The sequence below is a fragment of the Rhizobium sp. BT-226 genome (assembly GCF_025847085.2).
GTDB classification, from domain to species: Bacteria; Pseudomonadota; Alphaproteobacteria; order Rhizobiales; family Rhizobiaceae; genus Rhizobium; species Rhizobium sophorae.
Genome location: NZ_JAOYTI010000003.1, coordinates 586,980 through 607,731 on the forward strand (window position 1 = coordinate 586,980; position 20,752 = coordinate 607,731).

20 protein-coding genes are annotated in these 20,752 nt (G+C 62.2%); 9 read left to right on the plus strand and 11 right to left on the minus strand.

Features of this window, described 5'->3' with window-relative positions; genetic code table 11:
• Window positions 1–96 precede the first annotated feature (96 nt).
• Together OIU37_RS22360 and OIU37_RS22365 are read right to left on the minus strand one after the other, a co-directional pair.
• Window positions 97–1,365: a glycerate kinase gene (locus OIU37_RS22360; protein WP_171603461.1), complete on the minus strand. Its 1,269-nt coding sequence runs from the start codon at window positions 1,363–1,365 to the stop codon at window positions 97–99.
• Window positions 1,366–1,391: 26 nt separating this feature from the next.
• On the minus strand, window positions 1,392–3,002 hold the full coding sequence (locus OIU37_RS22365; protein ID WP_171603462.1) for a GMC family oxidoreductase: 1,611 nt from the start codon (window positions 3,000–3,002) through the stop codon (window positions 1,392–1,394).
• 223 nt (window positions 3,003–3,225) lie between these two features.
• Here OIU37_RS22365 and OIU37_RS22370 point away from each other — a divergent pair, with 223 nt between their 5' ends.
• The 4 genes from OIU37_RS22370 to OIU37_RS22385 all read left to right on the plus strand — a co-directional run bounded on the left by OIU37_RS22370 (window position 3,226) and on the right by OIU37_RS22385 (window position 7,942).
• The gene (locus OIU37_RS22370; protein WP_171603463.1) at window positions 3,226–4,305 is read left to right on the plus strand and encodes a sugar ABC transporter substrate-binding protein; all 1,080 of its coding nucleotides are present in this window, start codon (window positions 3,226–3,228) and stop codon (window positions 4,303–4,305) included.
• A 109-nt stretch (window positions 4,306–4,414) separates the two neighbouring features.
• Window positions 4,415–5,455 carry an ABC transporter permease gene (locus OIU37_RS22375; protein ID WP_240603662.1) on the plus strand — a complete coding sequence of 347 codons (1,041 nt, stop codon included), beginning with the start codon at window positions 4,415–4,417 and terminating at the stop codon, window positions 5,453–5,455.
• A 5-nt stretch (window positions 5,456–5,460) separates the two neighbouring features.
• On the plus strand, window positions 5,461–6,963 hold the full coding sequence (locus OIU37_RS22380; RefSeq protein WP_171603464.1) for a sugar ABC transporter ATP-binding protein: 1,503 nt from the start codon (window positions 5,461–5,463) through the stop codon (window positions 6,961–6,963).
• Between the two features lie 10 nt (window positions 6,964–6,973).
• On the plus strand, window positions 6,974–7,942 hold the full coding sequence (locus tag OIU37_RS22385; RefSeq protein ID WP_094087920.1) for an ABC transporter permease: 969 nt from the start codon (window positions 6,974–6,976) through the stop codon (window positions 7,940–7,942).
• 77 nt (window positions 7,943–8,019) lie between these two features.
• Here OIU37_RS22385 and gloA read toward each other — a convergent pair whose 3' ends face one another.
• Window positions 8,020–8,433 carry a lactoylglutathione lyase gene (gene gloA, locus OIU37_RS22390; RefSeq protein ID WP_168311130.1) on the minus strand — a complete coding sequence of 138 codons (414 nt, stop codon included), beginning with the start codon at window positions 8,431–8,433 and terminating at the stop codon, window positions 8,020–8,022.
• Between the two features lie 160 nt (window positions 8,434–8,593).
• Between gloA and OIU37_RS22395 the strand changes: the two genes are divergently transcribed.
• Genes OIU37_RS22395 through OIU37_RS22410 form a run of 4 tightly spaced genes read left to right on the plus strand, consistent with a single transcriptional unit; the run spans window position 8,594 to window position 12,397 of the window.
• Complete coding sequence (locus tag OIU37_RS22395) at window positions 8,594–10,039, plus strand: FAD-binding oxidoreductase (RefSeq protein ID WP_171603466.1); 1,446 nt, start codon at window positions 8,594–8,596, stop codon at window positions 10,037–10,039.
• 3 nt (window positions 10,040–10,042) lie between these two features.
• Complete coding sequence (locus tag OIU37_RS22400; protein ID WP_264258672.1) at window positions 10,043–10,762, plus strand: FadR/GntR family transcriptional regulator; 720 nt, start codon at window positions 10,043–10,045, stop codon at window positions 10,760–10,762.
• A 17-nt stretch (window positions 10,763–10,779) separates the two neighbouring features.
• A complete protein-coding gene (locus OIU37_RS22405) occupies window positions 10,780–11,523 on the plus strand; it encodes an SDR family oxidoreductase (RefSeq protein WP_264258673.1) in 744 nt (247 codons plus the stop codon).
• Between the two features lie 28 nt (window positions 11,524–11,551).
• The gene (locus tag OIU37_RS22410; protein WP_171603469.1) at window positions 11,552–12,397 is read left to right on the plus strand and encodes a fumarylacetoacetate hydrolase family protein; all 846 of its coding nucleotides are present in this window, start codon (window positions 11,552–11,554) and stop codon (window positions 12,395–12,397) included.
• 35 nt (window positions 12,398–12,432) lie between these two features.
• Here OIU37_RS22410 and larB read toward each other — a convergent pair whose 3' ends face one another.
• The 4 genes from larB to OIU37_RS22430 are packed head-to-tail and all read right to left on the minus strand — an operon-like array spanning window position 12,433 to window position 16,107.
• Window positions 12,433–13,092, minus strand: a complete 660-nt coding sequence (gene larB / locus OIU37_RS22415) for a nickel pincer cofactor biosynthesis protein LarB (protein WP_182208076.1) — start codon at window positions 13,090–13,092, stop codon at window positions 12,433–12,435.
• The gene (locus OIU37_RS22420; RefSeq protein WP_182208077.1) at window positions 13,089–13,880 is read right to left on the minus strand and encodes an adenine nucleotide alpha hydrolase; all 792 of its coding nucleotides are present in this window, start codon (window positions 13,878–13,880) and stop codon (window positions 13,089–13,091) included. Before OIU37_RS22420 ends, larB begins: the two co-directional genes overlap by 4 nt.
• Window positions 13,877–15,193, minus strand: a complete 1,317-nt coding sequence (locus OIU37_RS22425; protein WP_206684902.1) for a LarC family nickel insertion protein — start codon at window positions 15,191–15,193, stop codon at window positions 13,877–13,879. The genes OIU37_RS22420 and OIU37_RS22425 overlap by 4 nt, the downstream gene beginning before the upstream one ends.
• A gap of 5 nt (window positions 15,194–15,198) precedes the next feature.
• Complete coding sequence (locus OIU37_RS22430) at window positions 15,199–16,107, minus strand: NAD(P)-dependent oxidoreductase (RefSeq protein ID WP_171603472.1); 909 nt, start codon at window positions 16,105–16,107, stop codon at window positions 15,199–15,201.
• A 122-nt stretch (window positions 16,108–16,229) separates the two neighbouring features.
• Here OIU37_RS22430 and OIU37_RS22435 point away from each other — a divergent pair, with 122 nt between their 5' ends.
• Window positions 16,230–16,976 (plus strand): FadR/GntR family transcriptional regulator, encoded by a 747-nt coding sequence (locus tag OIU37_RS22435; protein ID WP_171603473.1) that lies wholly within the window; start codon window positions 16,230–16,232, stop codon window positions 16,974–16,976.
• Between the two features lie 4 nt (window positions 16,977–16,980).
• On the opposite strand, the gene larA is transcribed toward OIU37_RS22435, so the two are convergent.
• From larA to OIU37_RS22455, 4 genes are read right to left on the minus strand one after another with little or no spacing between them, the layout of a single operon-like run.
• Window positions 16,981–18,267, minus strand: a complete 1,287-nt coding sequence (larA, locus tag OIU37_RS22440) for a nickel-dependent lactate racemase (RefSeq protein ID WP_264258674.1) — start codon at window positions 18,265–18,267, stop codon at window positions 16,981–16,983.
• Between the two features lie 2 nt (window positions 18,268–18,269).
• Window positions 18,270–18,998 carry an ABC transporter ATP-binding protein gene (locus OIU37_RS22445; RefSeq protein ID WP_171603475.1) on the minus strand — a complete coding sequence of 243 codons (729 nt, stop codon included), beginning with the start codon at window positions 18,996–18,998 and terminating at the stop codon, window positions 18,270–18,272.
• A complete protein-coding gene (locus tag OIU37_RS22450; protein WP_171603476.1) occupies window positions 18,995–19,717 on the minus strand; it encodes an ABC transporter ATP-binding protein in 723 nt (240 codons plus the stop codon). The genes OIU37_RS22445 and OIU37_RS22450 overlap by 4 nt, the downstream gene beginning before the upstream one ends.
• The gene (locus OIU37_RS22455; RefSeq protein WP_264258675.1) at window positions 19,714–20,733 is read right to left on the minus strand and encodes a branched-chain amino acid ABC transporter permease; all 1,020 of its coding nucleotides are present in this window, start codon (window positions 20,731–20,733) and stop codon (window positions 19,714–19,716) included. The genes OIU37_RS22450 and OIU37_RS22455 overlap by 4 nt, the downstream gene beginning before the upstream one ends.
• Between the last annotated feature and the right edge of the window lie 19 nt (window positions 20,734–20,752).

The following is a 20,752-nucleotide window of genomic DNA, read 5'->3' on the forward strand; positions in this document are numbered from 1 at the left end:
GAGCCGTTCTTGTAAATCGCGGTGGGTGTTACGGAAATAGGAGGTCGGCTGGTTGAGCGTACCGATGAAGAGTAGATGTTGCATGGCCGCTATCGACTAAAGGATCAGGGTCGCCCTGAAGTCGTTGACATTGGTCCCGGTGGGCCCTGTTTCGAACAGGTCGCCGATCGCCTTGAAGCCGGAATAGCTGTCATTAGCATCGAGAATGTGACGCGGATCGAGACCGGCGGCGCGCAGCCGCTTGACGGTCGAACCGTCGGCAAAGGCTCCGGCATTGTTTTCCGAGCCATCGATACCATCCGTGTCGGCTGCGAGCAGATGGATATCGTAACCGTCGAAGGCAAGTGCTGCTGCCAGCGCGAACTCCCCGTTGCGTCCCCCCTTGCCGCCCTTTGAGCGCAATGTCACCGTGGTCTCGCCGCCGGAAAGGATGACGACGGGCTTGGCGAACGGCCGGTTGCGGCCGGACACTTCCTTGGCGATGGCCGCATGGACGAGTGCCACGTCGCGGGATTCACCCTCGATCGCGTCCGACAGGATCGCGGCCTCGATGCCGCCCGCGCGGGCAAGCGCGGCTGCGGCCTCGAGCGATACACCGGCCGAGGCAATGATGTGGTGACTGTTGCGGGCAAAGGTCGGATCGCCGGGAAGCGGTGCGTCGGCTGCGGCCGAATTGAGGTGATCGATTGCTGCCTGCGGCAACTCGAGGCCGTACTGGGCGATGATCTCAAGTGCTTCGTGCCGGGTCGAGCGATCCGGCACCGTCGGCCCCGATGCCACATGGGCGGGGTTGTCGCCCGGGATGTCGGAGACGATCAGGCTGACGACGCGGGCCTTGGTCGCCGCCGCCAGCCGCCCGCCCTTGATGGTCGAGAGATGCTTGCGCACGAGATTCATCGCAGAGATCGGAGCGCCCGAGGCAAGCAGCATCTCGTTCAGCGCTATCTCGTCTTCGAGCGTCAGTCCTTGCGGCGGAGATGGCAGCAGCGCCGAGCCGCCGCCGCAGACGAGTGCGATGACGAGATCATCGGCGGAAAGATCCTTCACCGTCTCGACCAGCCGCTTCGATGCGGCAAGGCCTGCTGCATCGGGCACAGGATGCGAGGCTTCGATGATCTCGACGTGTTCTGTCTCGCAGCCATAGCCGTAGCGGGTGACGACGACGCCTTCGAGCGGGCCGTCCCAAATGCTCTCCAAGGCCCGGGCCATCTGCGCTGCCCCCTTGCCGGCGCCGATGACGATGGTTTTGCCTTTCGGCCTTTCCGGTAGATGCGCCGCGATCCCGGTCAGTGGATCGGCTGCCTTGACGGCAGCATTGAAAAGCGAGGTCAGGAATTCGCGGGGCGACGGGATGGAATGGGTCATGGAATGATTTGCCCTGGGAAGGATCGTCATGCGTAATCGTGCCGCGGTTGCCGTTGCAGGACGCCTTTGAGAATATCGGCTGCCTTTTCGGCGATCATGACAGTTGCGGCATTGGTGTTGGAGGAAATCAGCCGTGGCATAACGGAGCTGTCGCAGACCCTGAGATGATCTATGCCGCGCACCTTGAGTTCCGGGTCGACGACGGCGTCCTCGCCGCCACCCATGCGGCAGGTCCCGACGGGATGATAGGCGGAGCGGCCGTACTGGCGCGCGAACTGGCGGTATTCTTCCTGCGTGCGGATATTGCCGTCAGGAAGATGCAGCCGTTTGACGAAGTGCCGGAATGCCGGTTGTGAGAGGATTTCCTGACTGATCTTGATGCCGTCGACAGCGCGTTCGAGGTCGTAGGGCTCAGCAAAGGCATTGGGATCGATCGCAGGAGGAACGGCCGGATCTTTTGACCGCAGCGACACATGCCCGCGTGAGCGTGGGCGCACGTGATAGGAATTGAGCGTGCAGCCGTTACCACCTGGCACGCTGCCGATACCTTCCTCGACACCCGCGCCCGGTAAGAAGTGGAACTGCAGGTCGGGCGTCTTCTCCTTCCGGTCACCCCACCAGAAGCCGCCGCCCTCGACGATGTTGGATGCAATAGGGCCTTTGCCGAACAGGGCATATTCGATACCGGCGGCAATCTGCCAGTGGCGTTTTTTGTAACGATCAATGCCGTGGGAACCGCTAAGCTCGGCGAGAACATCGACATCCATATGGTCTTGCAAGTTCTTTCCCACTTGCGGTAGGTCTCTGACGACATCGATATCGAGTGCTCGCAACTCATCGGCGGGACCGAGGCCTGAGAGCATCAGCATCTTCGGCGAACCGATGGCGCCTGATGTCAGGATCACTTCACGCTCGGCGCGCAACAGCACCGGCCGGCCGTTCTCGATGATCTCGATGCCGACCGCACAACCGTTTTCGATGACGATGCGATTGACGGCGGTATCGGTGCGCACCGTAAGGTTCTTGCGGTGCGCGGCGGGCTTCAAATAGCCGACGGCCGTGCTGCTGCGCTTACCGTTTTTCGTCGTCGTCTGATAGAAGCCAGCACCGGCCTGCGAGCCCGCATTGAAGTCTGGATTGAAGGGAAGGCCTGCTTCCTGCGCAGCACGCACGAAAACGCGCGTCAGGGGATGCGGCGTCTGCGAGCTGACACCGAGCGGGCCTTCGGTGCCGTGATGGGCGCCGCCGAAGGTGTCGTTGCCTTCGGATTTGTGGAAATAGAGGCGAACGTCCTCATAGCCCCACCCGCTGCACCCTTCGAGATCGCGCCATCCGTCATAATCTTCGGGGCAGCCCCGAGTGAAGACCTGGGCATTGATCGAGCTGCCGCCGCCAAGCACCCGGGCCTGCGGATAGACCATCTTGCGCCCCGCAATTTCGCGCCCTGCGACCGTCTCATAACCCCAGATCAAAGGGCCTGCGGTCATCTTGAAGAAGCCGACAGGCAGATGAATATACATATTGCTGTCGCGCGGACCTGCCTCCAGCAAGGTCACGGACACATCCGGATCCTCGCTCAGGCGCGCAGCTAGCACGCATCCCGCCGAGCCGCCCCCGACGATGACATAATCGGCCATTCTCTCCTCCGTAAGATTCTAAAATGACGCCGTGCTCTCCTTGTTGTCTCGGCATCAATTCACCACCACAATCTCAAGTCTCTTGCTCCCCGTCAAGAGAAAGGGTACGGTTATAGTCTTGAAGGGTTGTCGTACAAATGGTATTGGCAATATCACTTCAGATGGAGATGTCGGGGAAACAAGGACGGCATCGCTATTTCGTCATTCAACGGGAGGTTTTCGAATGATCGATAAGATAAATCCGCATTTCGGCAGCATGAACCGCAGATCGTTTCTTGCCACGGTGGCAGCGGGTGCGACGGTCGCCGCCTTGCCCAAACAGCTTTTCGCTGCCGACAAACCGACGCTGGTCACGTCCATCCGCTCTCTTTCCAATCCTTATCATGCCGTCTGGAAGACTGGGGCCGAGGCCTTCGCCTCCGCCATCGGTCTCGACCACGTTACGCTTGTTTCCGAAGGCAATAGTGAGAAGGGTATCGCCGACATCAAGGCAATGCTGGCCAAGACCGGCGGCAACATGGTGCTAAATTCCGACCCCAACGACACGCCGGATGCCCGCCCGATCGTCGAGGCCTGCGCTAAGGCAGGCGCCTATGTCGTCACCCAGTGGAACAAGCCGAAAGATCTGCACCCGAAGGACTTTAACCCCAACTACGTATCGCATATTGAATTCGACGGCATCTCGAGCGGCAAGCAGATCGCCGAGATTCTCTTCAAGAGCATCGGCGGGTCCGGCGGCATCATCGCGCTGGGCGGCCAGATCTCGAACACCGCGGCAATCGAGCGCAAGAAGGGTCTTGAAGACGCACTTGCGGCCAATACCGACATCAAGCTCCTGGATTTCCAGGTTGCCAACTGGAAGTCGTCGGAGGCTTACGATCTGACGAGTAACCTTCTGACGCGCTTCGGCGACGACGTGAAGGGCATCTGGGCTGCTAACGATGACATGGGTACTGGGGCTCTCGAGGCGCTGCGTGCCGAAAATCTTGCCGGTCAAGTGCCCGTCGTCGGTGTGGACGGCATCAAGGCCGCAGTCGATGCGGTGCGCAAAGGTGAATTCGCCTGCACCGTCACCTCCGATCCATTCTGGCAGGGCGGCATGGGCCTTGCCATCGGTCTCGCCGCTCTTCAGAAAAAGTTCGACCCTGCAAAGGAGCCGGCCGATCATCGCGAGTTCTACGGCAAGGCTGTGCTGATCGCGAAGGAGAATGTCGAGGAATACTACAAGACCAATATCGAAACACATCCGACGCTCGATTGGAACGATCTTTGGGGTCGTGTGACGGGCGCCATCCGCGCATAGCAAGTACCATGTCTCCCCCGCAGCGGCGGCTCCTCCCGCGGCTGCCTCCTCGCTGGCAGGCGTACGGCGCCTGCCAGCTTTTCCGGATGACGCAACGAGGTGCCGCCTGTTGACCATCAATGCCGAAAACATCAAGACTGTGACAAAAAGCGAGCGGGCAGGTGCCATGCCGACTGTTGGAAGCCGCCTGTTCAGCGGGCCGAACCTCAAGCGCTTGCGCGCCTACGCTCCGGCGCTGGTGCTGGTCGCCCTCTGCATTCTCATCACTATCGCCAATCCCAACTTCATCGAGCCCCGCAATTTGGTGCGCATTGCCAATTCTGCTTCGGTGCCGCTGACGTTGGCGATGGGCCTAACCTTTATCATCCTTCTCGGCAGCATCGATCTCTCGGTCGAAGGCTCGCTTTCGGTAGCGGCGATGGTGACTGTCCTGCTCGCCACCAATGATGCCAATGCCAACGCCTATGGCTGGCTTGCGGTCATCGCGGCGATCGCCGCCAGCACTGTAATGGGTCTCACGACCGGCATCATCCAGACATATCTTAGAATACCGTCGTTCATGGCGACGCTCGGCGTCTGGTTTATCGGGCTCGGCATTTCCGTCTATATGCTTGGCGGTTCCGCCGTACGCCTCATGGATCCCTCGATCCGCGATCTGGCGCTTGCACGCTTTCTCGGATTGCCCTTCGCCGTCTGGGTGGCGCTTGCGGCGTTCCTGATCGCCTGCACCGTCCAATATTACACCCGCCTCGGCCGGCACATCATCGCGATCGGCGGCGGTGAGGACGTCGCTGAACTGTCCGGAATCAATCTTCGCCGTGTACGCATCATGGCCTTCGGCCTGGCCGGTTTCTTCTTCGGCATTGCCGGCGTCCTTGCGGCCGCGCAACTCGGCCGCTCAGACGCCGTTATTGCCGATGGCCGTCTGTTCGCCGCGGTCACCGCGGTCGTGGTCGGCGGCACGGCCCTGACAGGCGGTGAAGGTGGTGTCGTGAATACCCTCGTCGGAGTGCTGATCGTCACCGTTCTCAGCAACGGCATGATCCTGCTCGGCGTCTCGCCCTACGTGCAGCAGACCGTGCAGGGACTGATGATCATCGCTGCGGTAGCGCTGTCGTTAGACCGCCTGCGCCTCCAGATCGTGAAGTGACCCGCATGTTTTCAGTCAACGAGATCAGCAAATCCTTCGCCGGCGTTCACGCATTGAAGAACGTCTCGCTTGAAATCAGGCCGAACGAGGTCGTCGGCCTCATCGGTGAAAACGGTGCCGGCAAATCGACATTGATGCGCATTCTTGCGGGAACGCATCAGCCCGACAGCGGAACGCTTAAGCTCGACGGCCAGCCGTTGAAGCTGCGCAATGCCCGCGATGGTGCGGCCCAAGGCATCGGCATGGTGTTTCAGGAGCAGTCGCTGCTGCTCAACATCTCCGTTGCCGAAAACATCTATCTAGGCCAGGAAATCCAGTTCGTCCGCTTCGGCATTGTCGACTGGAAAGCGATGAGAGCAGCGGCAAAGCGCCAGCTCGACAAGATCGGCGTCGATATCGACGTGACCGCACGGACGTCGGAACTCACCTTTGCCGCGCGCCAGATGGTCGAGCTCGCCAAGGCTCTGACGCTGGAGGAGGCCGTCTCGCGACCGCTGGTGATCCTGCTCGACGAGCCGACCTCGGTCTTGAGCGGCAGCGATATCGACGTGTTGTTCAAGCGCGTCCGCTCGTTGAAGTCGCGGGCAAGCTTCGTTTTCGTCTCGCACCGGCTGGATGAAGTGCTGCGTATCTCCGACCGCGTCTACACGATGAAGGACGGACAGGTGGTGGCCGAGCATCTGGCAACCGATGTCACTGCTCCCGAGTTGCACGAGATCATGGTCGGTCGCGGCCTGCAATCGACCTATTACAAGGAAGACAAGCAGTTGCCGCCGAAGAGCGAGATCGTCGTCGATGCCAGCAGGCTGGCGATCGCTGGCGCCTTTAACGATGTCGATCTGCAGATCCATGCGGGCGAGATCGTCGGCATCGCAGGTGTAGTCGGCTCGGGCCGCGAAGAGGTGACGCGAACGATCGGCGGTTTCATGACCCATACCGGCGGAACCTTGAAGATCAACGGCGAGGCGGTTCATTTCCGCACCCCGGAACAGGCGGTTCGCAAGAGCATTGGCTACGTCCCGCGCGAGCGACGCGTCGAGGGGCTGGTGATGTTCCTGTCGATCGCCGAAAACATCACGCTTGCCGATCTATCCTCGGTGATGCGCGGCGGCGCGATCAACTACCGCCGTGAGCGGCAGCTGGCTGCCGACTGGATCAAGCGCCTACGCATCAAGGCGCCGGGACCCGATATCGCCTGCCGGAAACTCTCCGGCGGCAATCAGCAGAAGGTGGTTCTGGCGCGCTGGATGACGGCGGGATCGCGGATCCTGATCCTCGATCACCCGACGCGCGGACTCGATGTCGGGGCCAAGGAAGAAGTCTACGAGCTGGTCCGTGACCTCTCATCCCAGGGTGTCGCGATCCTTCTGATTTCCGATACGCTTGAGGAAACGATCGGCCTGTCGCATCGCGTGCTGGTGATGCGCGACGGCGTCGTTACCGCTCATTTCGATGCGGCGCCGGGAAACAAACCGGATCAGGTCGATCTCGTTCGGGCAATGGTGTGAGGAGAGCGTCATGACAAGCGTCAACAACATGAAAACTCTCCTCGCCGCGGGCTGGATGCAAGGGGCGATACCGCCTGCCTTGCTGGTGGTGCTGGTGCTGATCATCGAGCTTGCGGCACCGGGCTTCCTGACCGGTGACACGCTGCTACTTCTGCTCTCCAATACCGCCGTGCTTTTCATCCTGGCGGCTGGTGTCACCTTCGTCATCCTGATCGGCGGCATCGATCTGTCGATCCAATCGGTGGCGTCGCTGTCGAGCGTCATCCTGGCACAGCTTCTGCCGCAGATCGGCATGCTGGCCTTTCCCGTGGCAATCCTGTCGGGTCTCGTTTTCGGCGCGCTGAGTGGCTATGTCCATGTCCGCCTCAAGGTGCCATCCTTCGTGGCGACGCTGGCGACCGGCGGCGTCGTGGCCGGTATCGCATTGTGGGCCGCTGCCGGCCGGGCGATCACCATCGAGGAGGGCGGACGCGAAAACACCGCCTGGATCAACGGGACGTTTGCCGGGCTGCCGACCGTCATCTGGATTGCCGCGATCATTGGGATCCTCGCCTTTTTCGGCCTCAGATACACGCGCTTTGGCCGTCATAGCCTGGCAATCGGCGCCGGTGAACCGGCCGCGATTGCCGCCGGCATCAACGTCGAACGCACGAAGATCGTCGCCTTTGCGATCTCCGGCATGCTGGCCGCAATTGCCGGGGTCATCCTTGCTGCTCGTCTATCGAGCGGTTCGCCCAATCTTGCCAATCAGCTGCTGCTGCCGGCAATCGCCGCCGTCATCGTCGGCGGTACCGCCATCACCGGCGGTCTCGGCGGTGTCGCCCGCACGGCCGTCGGCGCGCTGATCATCTCGATCGTGCGTATCGGCATGACCTTCATCGGTATCAACATCTTCGCCGAAAACGTCGTCTTCGGTTCGGTGCTGATCCTCGCCGTCGCCATCACCATCGACCGCAGCAAGATTGCGATCATCAAATGATGGGCCGCGCGCAGACGGCACCAGCAAACAAAAAAGGCCGCGCATTGCAGCGCGGCCTTCGGAAGACGAAGCGACCGTCACATTGTGTCCAGACCGATCAGCTCGATCTTGTAGCCATCCGGATCTTCGACGAACGCGATATGCGTGGTGCCGTGCTGCATCGGGCCTGGCGGGCGCGGGATCTTGGCACCCTGCTTCTCGAGCGCGGCGCAGACGGCGTAGATGTCGTTGACGCCGAGTGCCAGATGGCCGAATCCGGTGCCGAGTTCGTAAGGTTCCTCGCGGCCCCAGTTGTAGGTCAGTTCGATGACGGTGTCCGTCTCCTCGGGACCGTAACCGACGAAGGCATTGGTGAACTTTCCGCCCGGATAATCATCCCTGCGGAGAAGCGTCATGCCGAGCATTTCGGTGTAGAACTTGATCGACCTGTCGAGGTCGAACACGCGGATCATGGTGTGCATATTTCGAAATTGGCCGGACGCGGCGGTCATAATACGGATCCTCCTGCAAGTTATCGATTTTACACTGGTTTTTAGCGAAGGGCGAGCATGGAAAAGATCGCCGCACTTGATGTTCGGGACCAGTGTTGTATGATAACCATGTAACTGACCCAGTTGTCCAGATGTTTTCCCGCCTAACCGGAGCAACAGAATGAATGCCTTCCCGCCCCTTCAGGAAAGAGCGCTTGCAGCCCTTTGCGCCGCAATGCCGGCGGACCTGATCCTGACGGAAGGCGAGGCGCTGGAGCGCTATAGCCGCGACTGGTCAGGAGAGCATTACGGCCGGCCGCTGGCCGTGGCGCGGCCGCGCTCGGCCGATGAACTCAGCCGCCTGATGGCGTTTTGCCATGAAGAGAAGATCCATGTCGTCCCGCAGGGCGGGTTGACCGGGCTGGTTGGCGCAGCCGTGCCGAGCTATCCGGGCGGCGAGGTTGTCGTTTCACTGGAGCGGATGAACAAGGTACGCTCCGTCAATCCGATCGATTTCGCCATGGTTGTCGAGGCCGGCTGCATTCTCGAAGATGCCAAGCGCCACGCTGAAGCAGCCGACTGCATTCTGCCGATCACCTTCGGGGCGCAGGGCACCTGCCGGATCGGCGGCAACGTTTCGACCAATGCCGGCGGTTTCAACGTGCTGCGCTACGGCATGACCCGCGACCTGGTGCTCGGCCTCGAGGTCGTGCTTGCCGACGGACGGATCTGGAACGGTCTGCGCACGCTGCGCAAGGACAACCGCGGCTATGACCTGAAACAGCTTTTCATCGGCAGCGAAGGCACGCTCGGCATCGTCACCGCCGTGGCGCTCAAGGTGTTTCCGAAGCCGGAGCAGGTGGAAACCGCGCTGGTCGGGCTGGCCTCCGTGGATGATGCCATGCAGCTTTATGCGCGGGCGCGCCGCCAGTGCAGCGACCTGCTGACGGCATTCGAGCTTATCCTGCGCGGCGGCATAGAGATTGCCATCAATGCCCGCGACGATATCCCCGATCCCTTGGCCGAGGCCTATCCCGTCTATGTGCTGATCGAGGCTTCGGCGGCCGGACGCGTCGATCTTCGCGCCCTGCTCGAAGGATTTCTCGGCGATGCCTCCGATCTGGTCCTCGACGGCGTCATTGCCAGCAGCAAGGCGCAGGGCGACCGGCTCTGGCTGCTGCGCGAGATGATGGTCGAGGCGCAGGGCCGCGGCGGACGATATCTGAGGACCGATGTCTCGGTCTCGATCTCGAGCCTGGCCGCCTTCGTCGGCGACACGCTCGAGGCGCTATCGCAGAAACATCCGGAGGCGATCGCGGTCACCTATGGTCATGTCGGCGACGGCAATATTCATCTGAATATCGTCCCACCGGCCGGCATGGCGGCCGACCAGTTCGACAGCCTGTTTCATGCCACCGAAGAGGTGATCTTCGACATCGTCGACAAGCATGGCGGCTCGATCAGTGCCGAACATGGGATCGGCCGCGTCAAGCAGGAGGCGTTTCTGAAACGCGCCGACCCCTTGACGCTTGAGCTTTCGCGCCGGATCAAGGATGCACTCGACCCGAGGCATCTTTTGAGCGAGGGTCGGATACTGGCAAGCGCAGATGGCATGGCAGAGGGGTAGGGAATGACGCTGAAACTCGACAAGGTCAATCGGGGCCCGCATCTGTCGACGCTGGTCGCAAGCTCGATCTCGCGCGAAATCGCGCAGGGACGCCTGCTGCCGGGTGATCAGCTGCCGACCGAACAGCAGCTCGCGCAGACCTTCGGTGTCAGCCGCAACGTCGTGCGCGAGGCGATCGCACGGCTGCGGTCCGAGGGCCGCATCTGGTCGCAGCAGGGCCGCGGCGCCTTCGTCGCCGACCAGCCGAACGCCACGACATTGACGATCGATTACGAAGCCCTGCAGCAGGCGGCGGCCTTCCAGTCGCTATTCGAGCTCCGCGGCATTCTTGAAGTCGAGGCGGCCGCCCTTGCCGCTAAGCGCCGGACCGGCGACGACCTGACGGCGATGAAGGATGCGCTGGTGACCATGCGTGATGCGCCCTACGGCAGCGTCATGTGGCTGAAGACCGATCTCGAATTCCACAAGACCGTCGCTGCGGCGACGGGCAATCTCTACATGGTTCAGTTCCTGATGTTCGTTTCCGAGCGGGTGCGCGAAAGCATTCTGGCCTCCGGCAACCAGCAGCGCTCCGAGGATCTGGCGGCCGTGACGCTCGGCGAGCATCAACGCATTCTCGATGCCATCGAAGCGGGCGACGGCGACGAAGCCCGCGATGCCATGCGGGCGCACCTCCACGGTGCCGCAAACCGCGTCGGGCTGGCCGGAGAACAACCCGAATAATCTGTTGAGGATAAGACATGACTGGAAGACTTGAGGGAAAAACCGCTGTCGTGACGGCAGCCGGGCAGGGGATGGGGCGCGCCACGGTGCTCGCCTTCCTGCGTGAAGGCGCGCGCGTCTGCGCCACCGATATCGATGCCGCAAAGCTCGATACGTTGCGCGATCAGGCGGGCGTTACCGCGCGCAAGCTCGATGTGCTGAACCCGGCGGAGATCATCGCCTTCGCAAGGGAAATCGATGCGCCGGACATTCTCTTTAACTGCGCCGGTTTCGTGCATCACGGCTCGATCCTCGAATGCGACGAGGATGCCTTCGACTTTTCGGTCAACCTTAACATTCGCGCCATGTACCGGATGATCCGCGCCTTCCTGCCGGGCATGATCGCCCGCGGCGGCGGCTCGATCGTCAACATGGCATCGGTCGCCTCGACCGTGATCGCGGCGCCGAACCGCTTCATCTACGGCACCACCAAGGCTGCGGTGATCGGGCTGACGAAATCGGTGGCGCTCGATTATGTCGGCCAGGGCATCCGCGCCAACGCCATCTGCCCCGGCACCGTCGAAAGCCCGTCGCTGCAGGACCGCATGCGGGCGCTCGGCGATTACGATCAGGCGCGCGCCGGCTTCATCGCCCGCCAGCCTATGGGACGCCTCGGTACGCCCGAGGAAGTCGCCGACCTCGTCGTCTACCTCGCCAGCAAGGAATCGGCCTTCATGACCGGCAATGCCATCGTCATCGATGGTGGCTGGGCGAACGCCTGAAGACACATCTTAAAAACGGACAATCGATATGAAGCTTCTGAGATACGGTGAGCGCGGCGCCGAAAAGCCCGGCATTCTCGACAGAAACGGCAAGGTCCGCGACCTCAGCGGTCATGTCGACGACATATCAGGCGATAGTCTGACGGCTGCAGGTTTGGCAAAAATCGCCGCGATCGATATCGAGAGCCTGCCCGTCGTTGCCGAGCCCCGCCGGTATGGCCCCTGCGTCTCGTGCACCGGCAAGTTCATCTGCGTCGGCCTGAACTATGCAGACCACGCTGCCGAGACCGGTGCGGCCATTCCCGAAGAGCCGATCCTGTTCATGAAGGCGACCAGCGCCATCACCGGCCCCAACGACAACGTCATTATCCCGCGCAAGTCGAAGAAGACCGACTGGGAAGTCGAGCTCGGCATCGTCATCGGCGACGAAGCCCGTTACGTCACAGAAGCCGACTCAATGAAACATGTTGCCGGCTATTGCCTGATCAACGACGTTTCGGAGCGCGAATTCCAGGCCGAGCGCGGCGGACAGTGGACCAAGGGCAAGTCGGCCGACAGCTTCGGCCCGATCGGCCCCTGGATGGTGACGCGCGACGAGGTCGCCGATCCCCAGGACCTGAAGATGTGGCTCTCCGTCGACGGGACGATGCGGCAGAACGGCTCGACGAAGACGATGATTTTCGGCGTCTCCTTCCTCGTTCACTATATCTCGCAGTTCATGAGCCTGCAGCCAGGCGATATCATCTCGACGGGCACGCCGCCGGGCGTAGGCCTCGGCATGAAGCCGCCGCTGTTCCTGAAGGCCGGGCAGACGATCAAGCTTGGTATCGAGGGTCTGGGCGAGCAGACGCAGCTGACTGTCGACGCTGCCTGAGAAAAGGTCGGGGAGCAGCCCCTGCTGCTCCCCGATCAGCGAAGGTTCATGACACCAAGCATGCGCAGGGCCGCACAGGCCGCGCCATAGCCGTTGTCGATATTGGTGACGAGCAGGCCCGGCGCGCAGCTTGCCAGCATCGCGTTAAGTGCTGTGCGGCCTTGCTCGGCCGCCCCATAGCCGACCGAGGTCGGCACGCAAATCAGGCTGCCGCTGTATAGACCGCCCAGAACGCTGGCCAGGGCTGCGTCCATGCCGGCGACGGCAACGACAACAGGAAAGCGGCGGATCTCCTCAATCCTGTCCATCAGTCTCCAGAGCCCGGCGACCCCGACATCGATGAAAACGGATGCTTCGACGCCTGCGTGGCGAAGCGTACGCTCCGCTTCGCGGGCGGCGGGTGCGTCCGACGTGCCTGCGGCCACGATCGCGACGTTTCCGGCCAAGGATACCGGCGGAACCGGGCCGAAGAATGCGGTTTGCGACAGCGGACACCACTCTGTAGCGGCCTTCAATTCACCCGAAAGTGCCGCGAACTTCTCGGCGTCGAGACGCGTCAGGAGCAGACCGGCCCGCTGGCTGGCGCTCTGAAGGATCGCCGCAATCTGCTGTGGTGTCTTGCCGGCACAGAAGACAGCCTCGCTGAGGCCGATGCGCTCGGCCCGGGCGAAATCAAAGACGACATCGCCGCTCATGGCCTGACCCCGAGGAAAGCGCTGCCATTGCGGTAGGGTTCGAAGGTCAACGGGCCGTTCCTGTAACCGCGGGGCAGCATGCCGCGCAGGTCGTTGCCGACGTCATTCATGGCTGTTGCCAGTGCCAGCGCATCGCGATCAAGCTCGATGGCGATGCCGCTGCGCCGCACGCGGCAGCGGACGGTTTGCGGCCTGAGCGTCTCGGTCAGGAACGTCTCGATCCGGTGCACGGCCTCCAGCATTTCCGGCTCGATGGCGATCGAGGTTTCGATGCGGCTCGAGAGGCAGGGAGAGGCGGGCAGTTCCGAGAGCGCGGCGAGGCCTGCATCGCGCGCCAGCTGGCGCACACCCTGCTTGCCGATACCGGCCTCAACGAAAGGATGGCGGACGGAGAAATTCTTTGCCACTTCGAGCCCCGGACGATACTCGCCGAGATCGTCAAGATTGGTCCCGGACAGCAGCTGGCGGCTCGACCGGGCGGCAATGGCGCCGTAGAGATTGCCCTTGCAGAAGAAGCAGCGGTTGACAGGGTTCCTGAGATAATCCGGATCGGAGAACTCGCCGGCATCGATGATATCGAGGTCGAAGCCTTCGCTCCCCGCCAGCATCTTGACGCGCTCGGTGGCCTCTCCGGGGACCGCAGCCGAGACCGCGTGCATGATGTTCACGCGGGCCGGTCCGAGGAGCCGCGTCGCAATGACCGCCAGCGTCAGCGAGTCGATACCCCCACTGACTGCGATCGAGACGTCGCCGAGCGAGGCGAGACATTCCTCCAGAGCCTTTCTCACAACAGGTCTCCTCTCTTCTGTTTCAACAGGCCTTCGAGAAGTCTCCTCAGGCTGCGGCGTGCCGCGGCACCCGGGGTCGATGTCAGGTTGTCGGCTTCGAGCTTGGCGGTGCGGCCCGAGGGGCGGTCGACGAGCTTAAAGGCGTAGATCTTTCCCGCGTGTTCGACTGTTTCCTGCTCGCGGCTCAGCGTCATCCGCTCCGCGGTCATGGCACGGACTCCGATCGTTGTCGTTTCGTCGAGTATGGCGGCGGCGACATCCCTGCTTTTCGATGGGTCGGCAAGCACCTGGAGATGCGTCATCATCCGGCCCTTCTTGCCGAAGACGGGCATCTGGACGACGTCGCGCACATCCGGGCGATTGCGCAACCGGGCCACCGCCTGGGCAATGTCTTCCCCGGTCTGGTCATCAATCTCGCATTCGAGGACCGCGACCGTGTCGTTGAACGCAGATACCTCTTCCCGGCGTTCGAAGGCCAGCAGCCGCAGGCAGTTGCTGACGCCGGGGAGCCGCTTTGTGCCGAAGCCATGGCTTGATCCCTTCAGAGCCCGGCGGCCGGGCGCGATCTTGCTCCTGCAGAGATAGGCAAGGATGGCGGCACCCGTCGGCGTGACGCGCTCGCCGCCGATCCCGTCATCGATGACATCGAAATCTTTTAGCAGGTGCACGGTCGCCGGAGCCGGAACCGGGAGCAGGCCATGCGCGGTCTTCACCCGGCCGCCTCCAAGCGGGATCGGGCCAACGCTCCAATGCGCCGCGCCGACCTGCGTTATCAGCCAGGCCGCAGAGACGATGTCGGCGATCGAATCCCACGCGCCAACCTCGTGAAAGGCGACGTTTTCCGGCGTTGTGCCGTGGACTTTGGCTTCCGCTTCCGCCAGCTTTTCGAAGACACCGGTCGCGTGACGGATGGTTTCTCCGTCGAGCGCCGAACGGTTCAGGGCATCGCGGATGTCGCGCCAGGCGACATGATCGTGATGCCCTGCATGAGTGCGATCGTGCTCCGCATGACCATGATCATCTCCTGCGTGACTGTGCTCATGCTGCTGGTGGTCGTGATGGTCATGATGATGATTGTCGTCATGCGGGTGATCCGCCCCGTGTTCGGCATGATGCACCTTGAAGCGACTGCCGGTCAGCACGCCGTCGTGATGCGCCACGAGTTTGCACTCGACGTTTTCGATCAACGGGCAGCGCTTCAGCGCCGCCTGCAGGCCGGTATTCAGGTCCGGCCTGAGGTCGAGCAGGGCTGCCACGAACATGTCGCCTGCAATGCCGCCGACGGGGTCGAGGTGAATTTCAAGCACGGTCATCCGTCCTATTTTCCGTCCGCCGCTTCAGTCAGCGAAACACCGTTCGCAGCCGCAATGACATCCGAAAGGGCTGGCACGAAGGATTGACCGCGCCCTGCGGCAACCGCCGTCGCGAAGCTGTTGCGCACGGCAGCGCCAACCGGATTGACCGCCTGCAGCGCCTGGGCCAGCGATGCCAGATAGGACATGTCCTTTAACGCGTTGGCCATGGCGAAGCGCTGAGCGTTTTCGTTGCGGTTCAACACGAACTCGAAGAAGGCTTGATAGAAACCGCAATCCATGCGGCTGCCGCGCAGCACGCTGTCGAACACATGAGGGGTAAGCCCCGCTTTTGCGGCGATCATCAATGCTTCCGAATAGATCGCCGAATACCCCATCGACACAAAGTTGTTGAGCAGCTTCATCGTATGGCCGGTTCCGGCCGGGCCGGTCTCGATGATGCGGGCGGCAAAGGCTTCGAGGATTGGCCGGGCGCGGGCGATGCCATCGGCGGAACCGCCCGCCATCACATCCAGCTTGCCTTCGGCCGCTTCCTTCGGCGTGCGTGCGAGCGGCGCATCGACGAGCGTGATGCCCTGTTGGGAAAGCTCGGCGGCAAGCTTGATCGTCACGGCAGGGTTGGATGTCGAGCAGTCGATCAGCAACATGCGCTTGCCGGAGGCAAGCAGTCCATCCGGACCGGACAGGAGCTGCTGGACCTCTTCCGATCCGGTGACGCAGAGGATCACCACGTCGGATGCCAACGCCAATTCCTTGGGCGTCCCCGCCTCGGCTGCGCCGAGCTCCTTCAGCCGTTCGACGGCTTCGCGCTTGCGGTGCGCCATCACCGCCAGCGGCCAACCCTTGTTGACGAGATTGGCTGCCATGCCGGAGCCCATCGCGCCGAGACCGATGAATCCGATTTTCTCTTTCATGCTTTCCTCCCGGTTGTTTCCGTGGCCCGATATGCGGGCTTTTGCTTTTTCTAGTGGTATGGTTTAGCAACGGCAGTATTGGCAGCCCGGCGCCGGACGGCGAGATTGGACTTCGGAACGGAATGAAGGACAGGGATAGCGCGGTTTTCAACTCGATCCCGCAGGCGTCCAGCCTGCGCAACGGACTTGCCGAGAGCCTGATCGCGCATATCGAATCCGGCGATCTGAAGCCGGGGCAACGGTTGCCTACCGAGCAAGCGATCATGGAAGCGACCGGCGTCAGCCGCACGATCGTTCGCGAGGCGCTGGCAACGCTGCGGGCCAAGGGTCTGATCACCACTCGCCAGGGACTCGGCGCATTTGTTTCGAGCAATCCAACGCCGCGCTCCTTTTCCATCATTCCGAACGACCTGGAATCGATCGACGAAGTGCTGCGGGTTCTCGAATTGCGCCTCGGCGTAGAATACGAGGCCGCCGGTCTTGCAGCGCGGCGCCGTACGTCGGAGGACATCGTCCGCATGCAAGATCGACTCGACGCACTCGACAGAGCGGTCGCTGAAGGTGGTTATGGGGCCGAGGAAGACTTTGCCTTCCATCGCTCGATTCTCGTCGCCACGCAGAATTCTTATTACGGACGGCTGTTCGACACGTTCGGCACAGCAATGGTGCCGCGTCAGTGGGCGCATCTCGATCAGATGACGGCGACCGAACGTCAAAAGCATGGCGAGCGGATGCGCAAGGAACATTACGCGATTTTTGTCGCGATCCGCGACGGCAACGAAGCCGCTGCCCGCAAGGCGCTGCGCAATCACCTGTCGAAGAGCACCGCGCGCTTCGAAGAGTTGCGCGACGCCAACCTTCATCGCTAGCCGCTCACGCCGCATATCGAGGCACGACATAAGGCCCCTCCGGGATGATGGCGACATCGGCATCGCCGCTGGCGCTGATGCTGCGGGCGATCGCCGCCTGGATATCGTCGATCATGCCGACGCCTGTCAGCGTCCGGTCGTCGCAAACAAGTCCCGTCGTGTAGAGTTCGACGCTGCCGAGCCGCATCGGCTTCAGCTGCATCTCCGTCTGCCACTCGTCGATTTCGGCCAGGCTCTTTGCCGTCAGCGTCGCCAGGAAGCGTTCCGGGCCGAGCTCGACCAGCCGCGCCTGTGCCTCGCGGAATTCAGGTGAGCCGAAACCTTCCGAACATTCCGAGGCGATGATCAGCGTGCCGCCGGGCTTGAGGATGTCGAGCGGTGTTACCATGCCCTTGATCGTCTGGTAGTAGGTCTTGTCGAGCGGATAGCCGGCCGAGGAGGTGATGACGGTGGAGAATTTCCGGCCAAGCGGGATCTGCGTTGCGGCACTGACGAAGTCGACGGCCGCTTGATGGCTGGCGATGATTTCACCGAAGGTAACGCAGACCAGGTCACGATCCTCGTCGAGCACGGTGTTCAGTGCATAGACCTCACCGAGCATCCGAACGATTTCCAGCTGCTCCTCGTGCAGCGGATTGCCGATGAGGTTGCATTGCACCGCCAGCGGATCTTCCATGAAGCGCGCGGAGTGGAACGTCCGGATCGTTTCGTGATGGGCAACGCCGGGGGCAATGACCTTTCGCCCGCCCGACCAGCCGGCCATGAAATGCGGCTCGACAAGGCCGGTGGCGATCCTGAGATCGGCTTCGGCAAACAGCCGGTCGAGCTTGACCGGCGTGTTCCGCGTCTTGGTGAAGCCGAAATCGATATGCGCGTCCTCGTCTCTGGCATAGTGGTTCTCGACCCGGACATTTTCGAGCACCCAGGGATCGCCGACGAGTTCGGCCAGTTCCTCGCCGAGATTGGGCCGGTGCAGGCCGGTGGCGACCAGCACCGAAATCTTCTCCTGCGGAATGCCGGACGCAATCATCGTCTCTATCATCGGGCGCAGAAACAGCCGGTTTGGCACCGGCCGGGTGATGTCGCAGATCAGGATGCAGACGCTTTGGCGGTTCTTTGCAAGATCAGCCAAGGGTTTGGAGGCAACCGGGTTGTGCAGCGCCTCGATAATCGCTGCCTTGCTGTCGGTAAGCTTCGGCAGCTGCTGCTTGCGGATCACGGTCGGCCGCGCGCCGGGCGGAAGCGTGATGTCGAGATGGGCGCGGCCGTAGGAAAGAGCGATCGTGTTCATCGTCACACCTGTTCCGCTACGCCGCCAAGATAAAGTTCGCGCATCAGCGACATATCCTTGAGATCCGAGATCGGCCCTGATGTGGCGATACGGCCATTCTGCATCAGATAACCGCGCGTGGCGACCGAGAGTGCAAGCCCGGCATTCTGCTCGACGAGCAGGACCGACGCGTTGAAGGTCTTGCCGATATCGAGAATGATCGCCTGGATTTCCTTGACGAGCAGCGGCGAAAGGCCGAGCGATGGTTCATCGAGGAGCAGCACACGCGGCCTCGCCATCAGACCGCGGGCGATTGCCAGCATCTGCTGCTGTCCGCCGCTTAGCGATCCGCCCTTCTGCTGACGCTTCGTCGCAAGAATCGGAAAGAAGCTCTCCATCGTCTTGACGTCGGCTTCGACGGCCTCGGTGTCGCGCCGCGCATAGGCGCCGAGGCGCAGGTTTTCCTCGACGGTCATATCGCCGAAGATCCGCCGCCCCTCGGGCACCAGAACGACGCCGCGCTTGGCCATGATATCCGGCGTGCGACCGGTCAGGTTTTCGCCAGCGAAAGTGATCGTCCCCGTGCGCGGTTTGACCAGCCCGACGATGGTGCGCAGCAATGTCGATTTGCCGGCACCGTTCGGCCCGAGGATGGTGATCACCTCGTTTTCGCCAAGAGTCACGGAGACATCGCGATTGACGAACGTTGCGCCATACCCGGTCGTCACATTGCAAACATCGAGCAGGTTCACAGCGCACCTCCGAGATAGACTTCGAGCACCTTCGGATTGGAAAGAACGTCCTGCGTCGGGCCATCGGCGATCTTCGATCCGAAATCGAGGACGACCAGCCGCTTGCAAAGCATCTGCATCAGCTTCATGTCGTGATCAATGACGCAGACGCTGATGCCGTGGGCCGGGAACTGCTTGACCAGACCGACCAGCGTTGCGGTCTCCTTGTCGTTGAGGCCTGCCGCCGGTTCATCGAGCAGGATCAGCGCGGGCCGCGTGGCCAGCGCCAGCGCGATACCGAGGAGACGCAGATTGCCGAAGGGCAACACGCCGGCGCGCTCATTTGCGAGCGCCGTCAGCCCAACGAAATCGAGCAGGGCGGCCGGCGTCGTCCACGGGTAGGGGCGGCTGGTGTTGCGCGCGTGCTCGCAGGCGATCTGGACGTTTTCCCAGACCGTGAGGCCGGGAAAGGCCATGGCCTGCTGGAAGGTGTAGCCGATACCGGCACCCGAGACTTCGTGGGCCGCAAGGCTGGTAATATCGTGACCGCGCCAGCGGACATGCCCCTCGGTCGGCCGGTAGACGCCGGTGATCACGTTGAAGAGCGTCGTCTTGCCGGAGCCGTTCGGGCCGACAATGCCAAGGATCTCGCCCTCTTCGATCGACAGATCGACACCTGATAATGCGGTGACACCGCCGAACTGCTTCTTCAGTCCGCTGATCTCAAGAATGGCGTTCATCGGCCTGCCTCCGAAGCATGCGTGGCAGTGGTTGCATGGCGGGACGCCTGCTTTGGCCCCGGGCCGCGAACGAGCCTGTTCCAGCCGTCGATGAGCCCGGCAATCAGGCCGTTCGGCAGCAGCAGGATCACCGCGATCAGGCAGACGCCGTAGAGAATGCGCGACTGGACCGGATCAAGGTTCAGAACCTCCGGCAGGAACGACACGAGGATGCCCCCCGCAATCGGCCCGAGAAGCAACCGGGCGCCACCAATCATCACCATCAGTGCCAGATAGATGCTCGGGAAGGAGGCGAACTGGCTTGGCGAGATGTGACGCAGGAAATAGGCGAGCAAGACGCCGGAGACACCGGCAAAGACGCCGCTGACGACGAAGGCGCCGATCTTGTGACGCCCGACATTGATGCCGAGCGAGGCGGCCAGTTTCTCGTTCTCGCGGATCGCGCGAAGCGTCCGGCCATAGGGCGATTTGATGATCGCCCAGCTGGCAATGGCGCTGAGTGCCACGAAGGCAAGAACGACGAAGTAATAGGGGATGAGATCATCGATACGCATGCCGAAGAAGCTGGTCGGCAGCTGCAGGTCGAGGCCGGTCGCTGCACCGGTGAAATCGCCGCCATTGGTCAGTATGATGGTCAAAAGCTGGCCGAAGGCGAAGGTCATGATGACGAAGTGGTGGCCGCTGACGCGCAGCGACGGCACGCCGATGATAACCGCGAAGGTGGCAGCGGCGATCCCGCCGAGCGGCAACGCCACCCAGAAGCCGATCCCGGTATCACGGGCAAGCAGAGCCGCCGCATAGGCGCCGACGCCGACAAGGGCGGCATGGCCCATGGAGAGAATGCCGGTCTGGCCGAAAAGCACCGAAAGGCCATAGAGCGCCACGATGTTGATGCCGGCGGAGATCGCCAGCGACAGCATGCGGTTGCTGGCGCCAAGCGCCGGGACGAAGGCAAGGATCGCCAGCACGACAAGGGCCGGGATCAGCGAGCGGAGCGACGAAAGTGAGGTGTTCATAGCATGCGCCTTTCGCGCG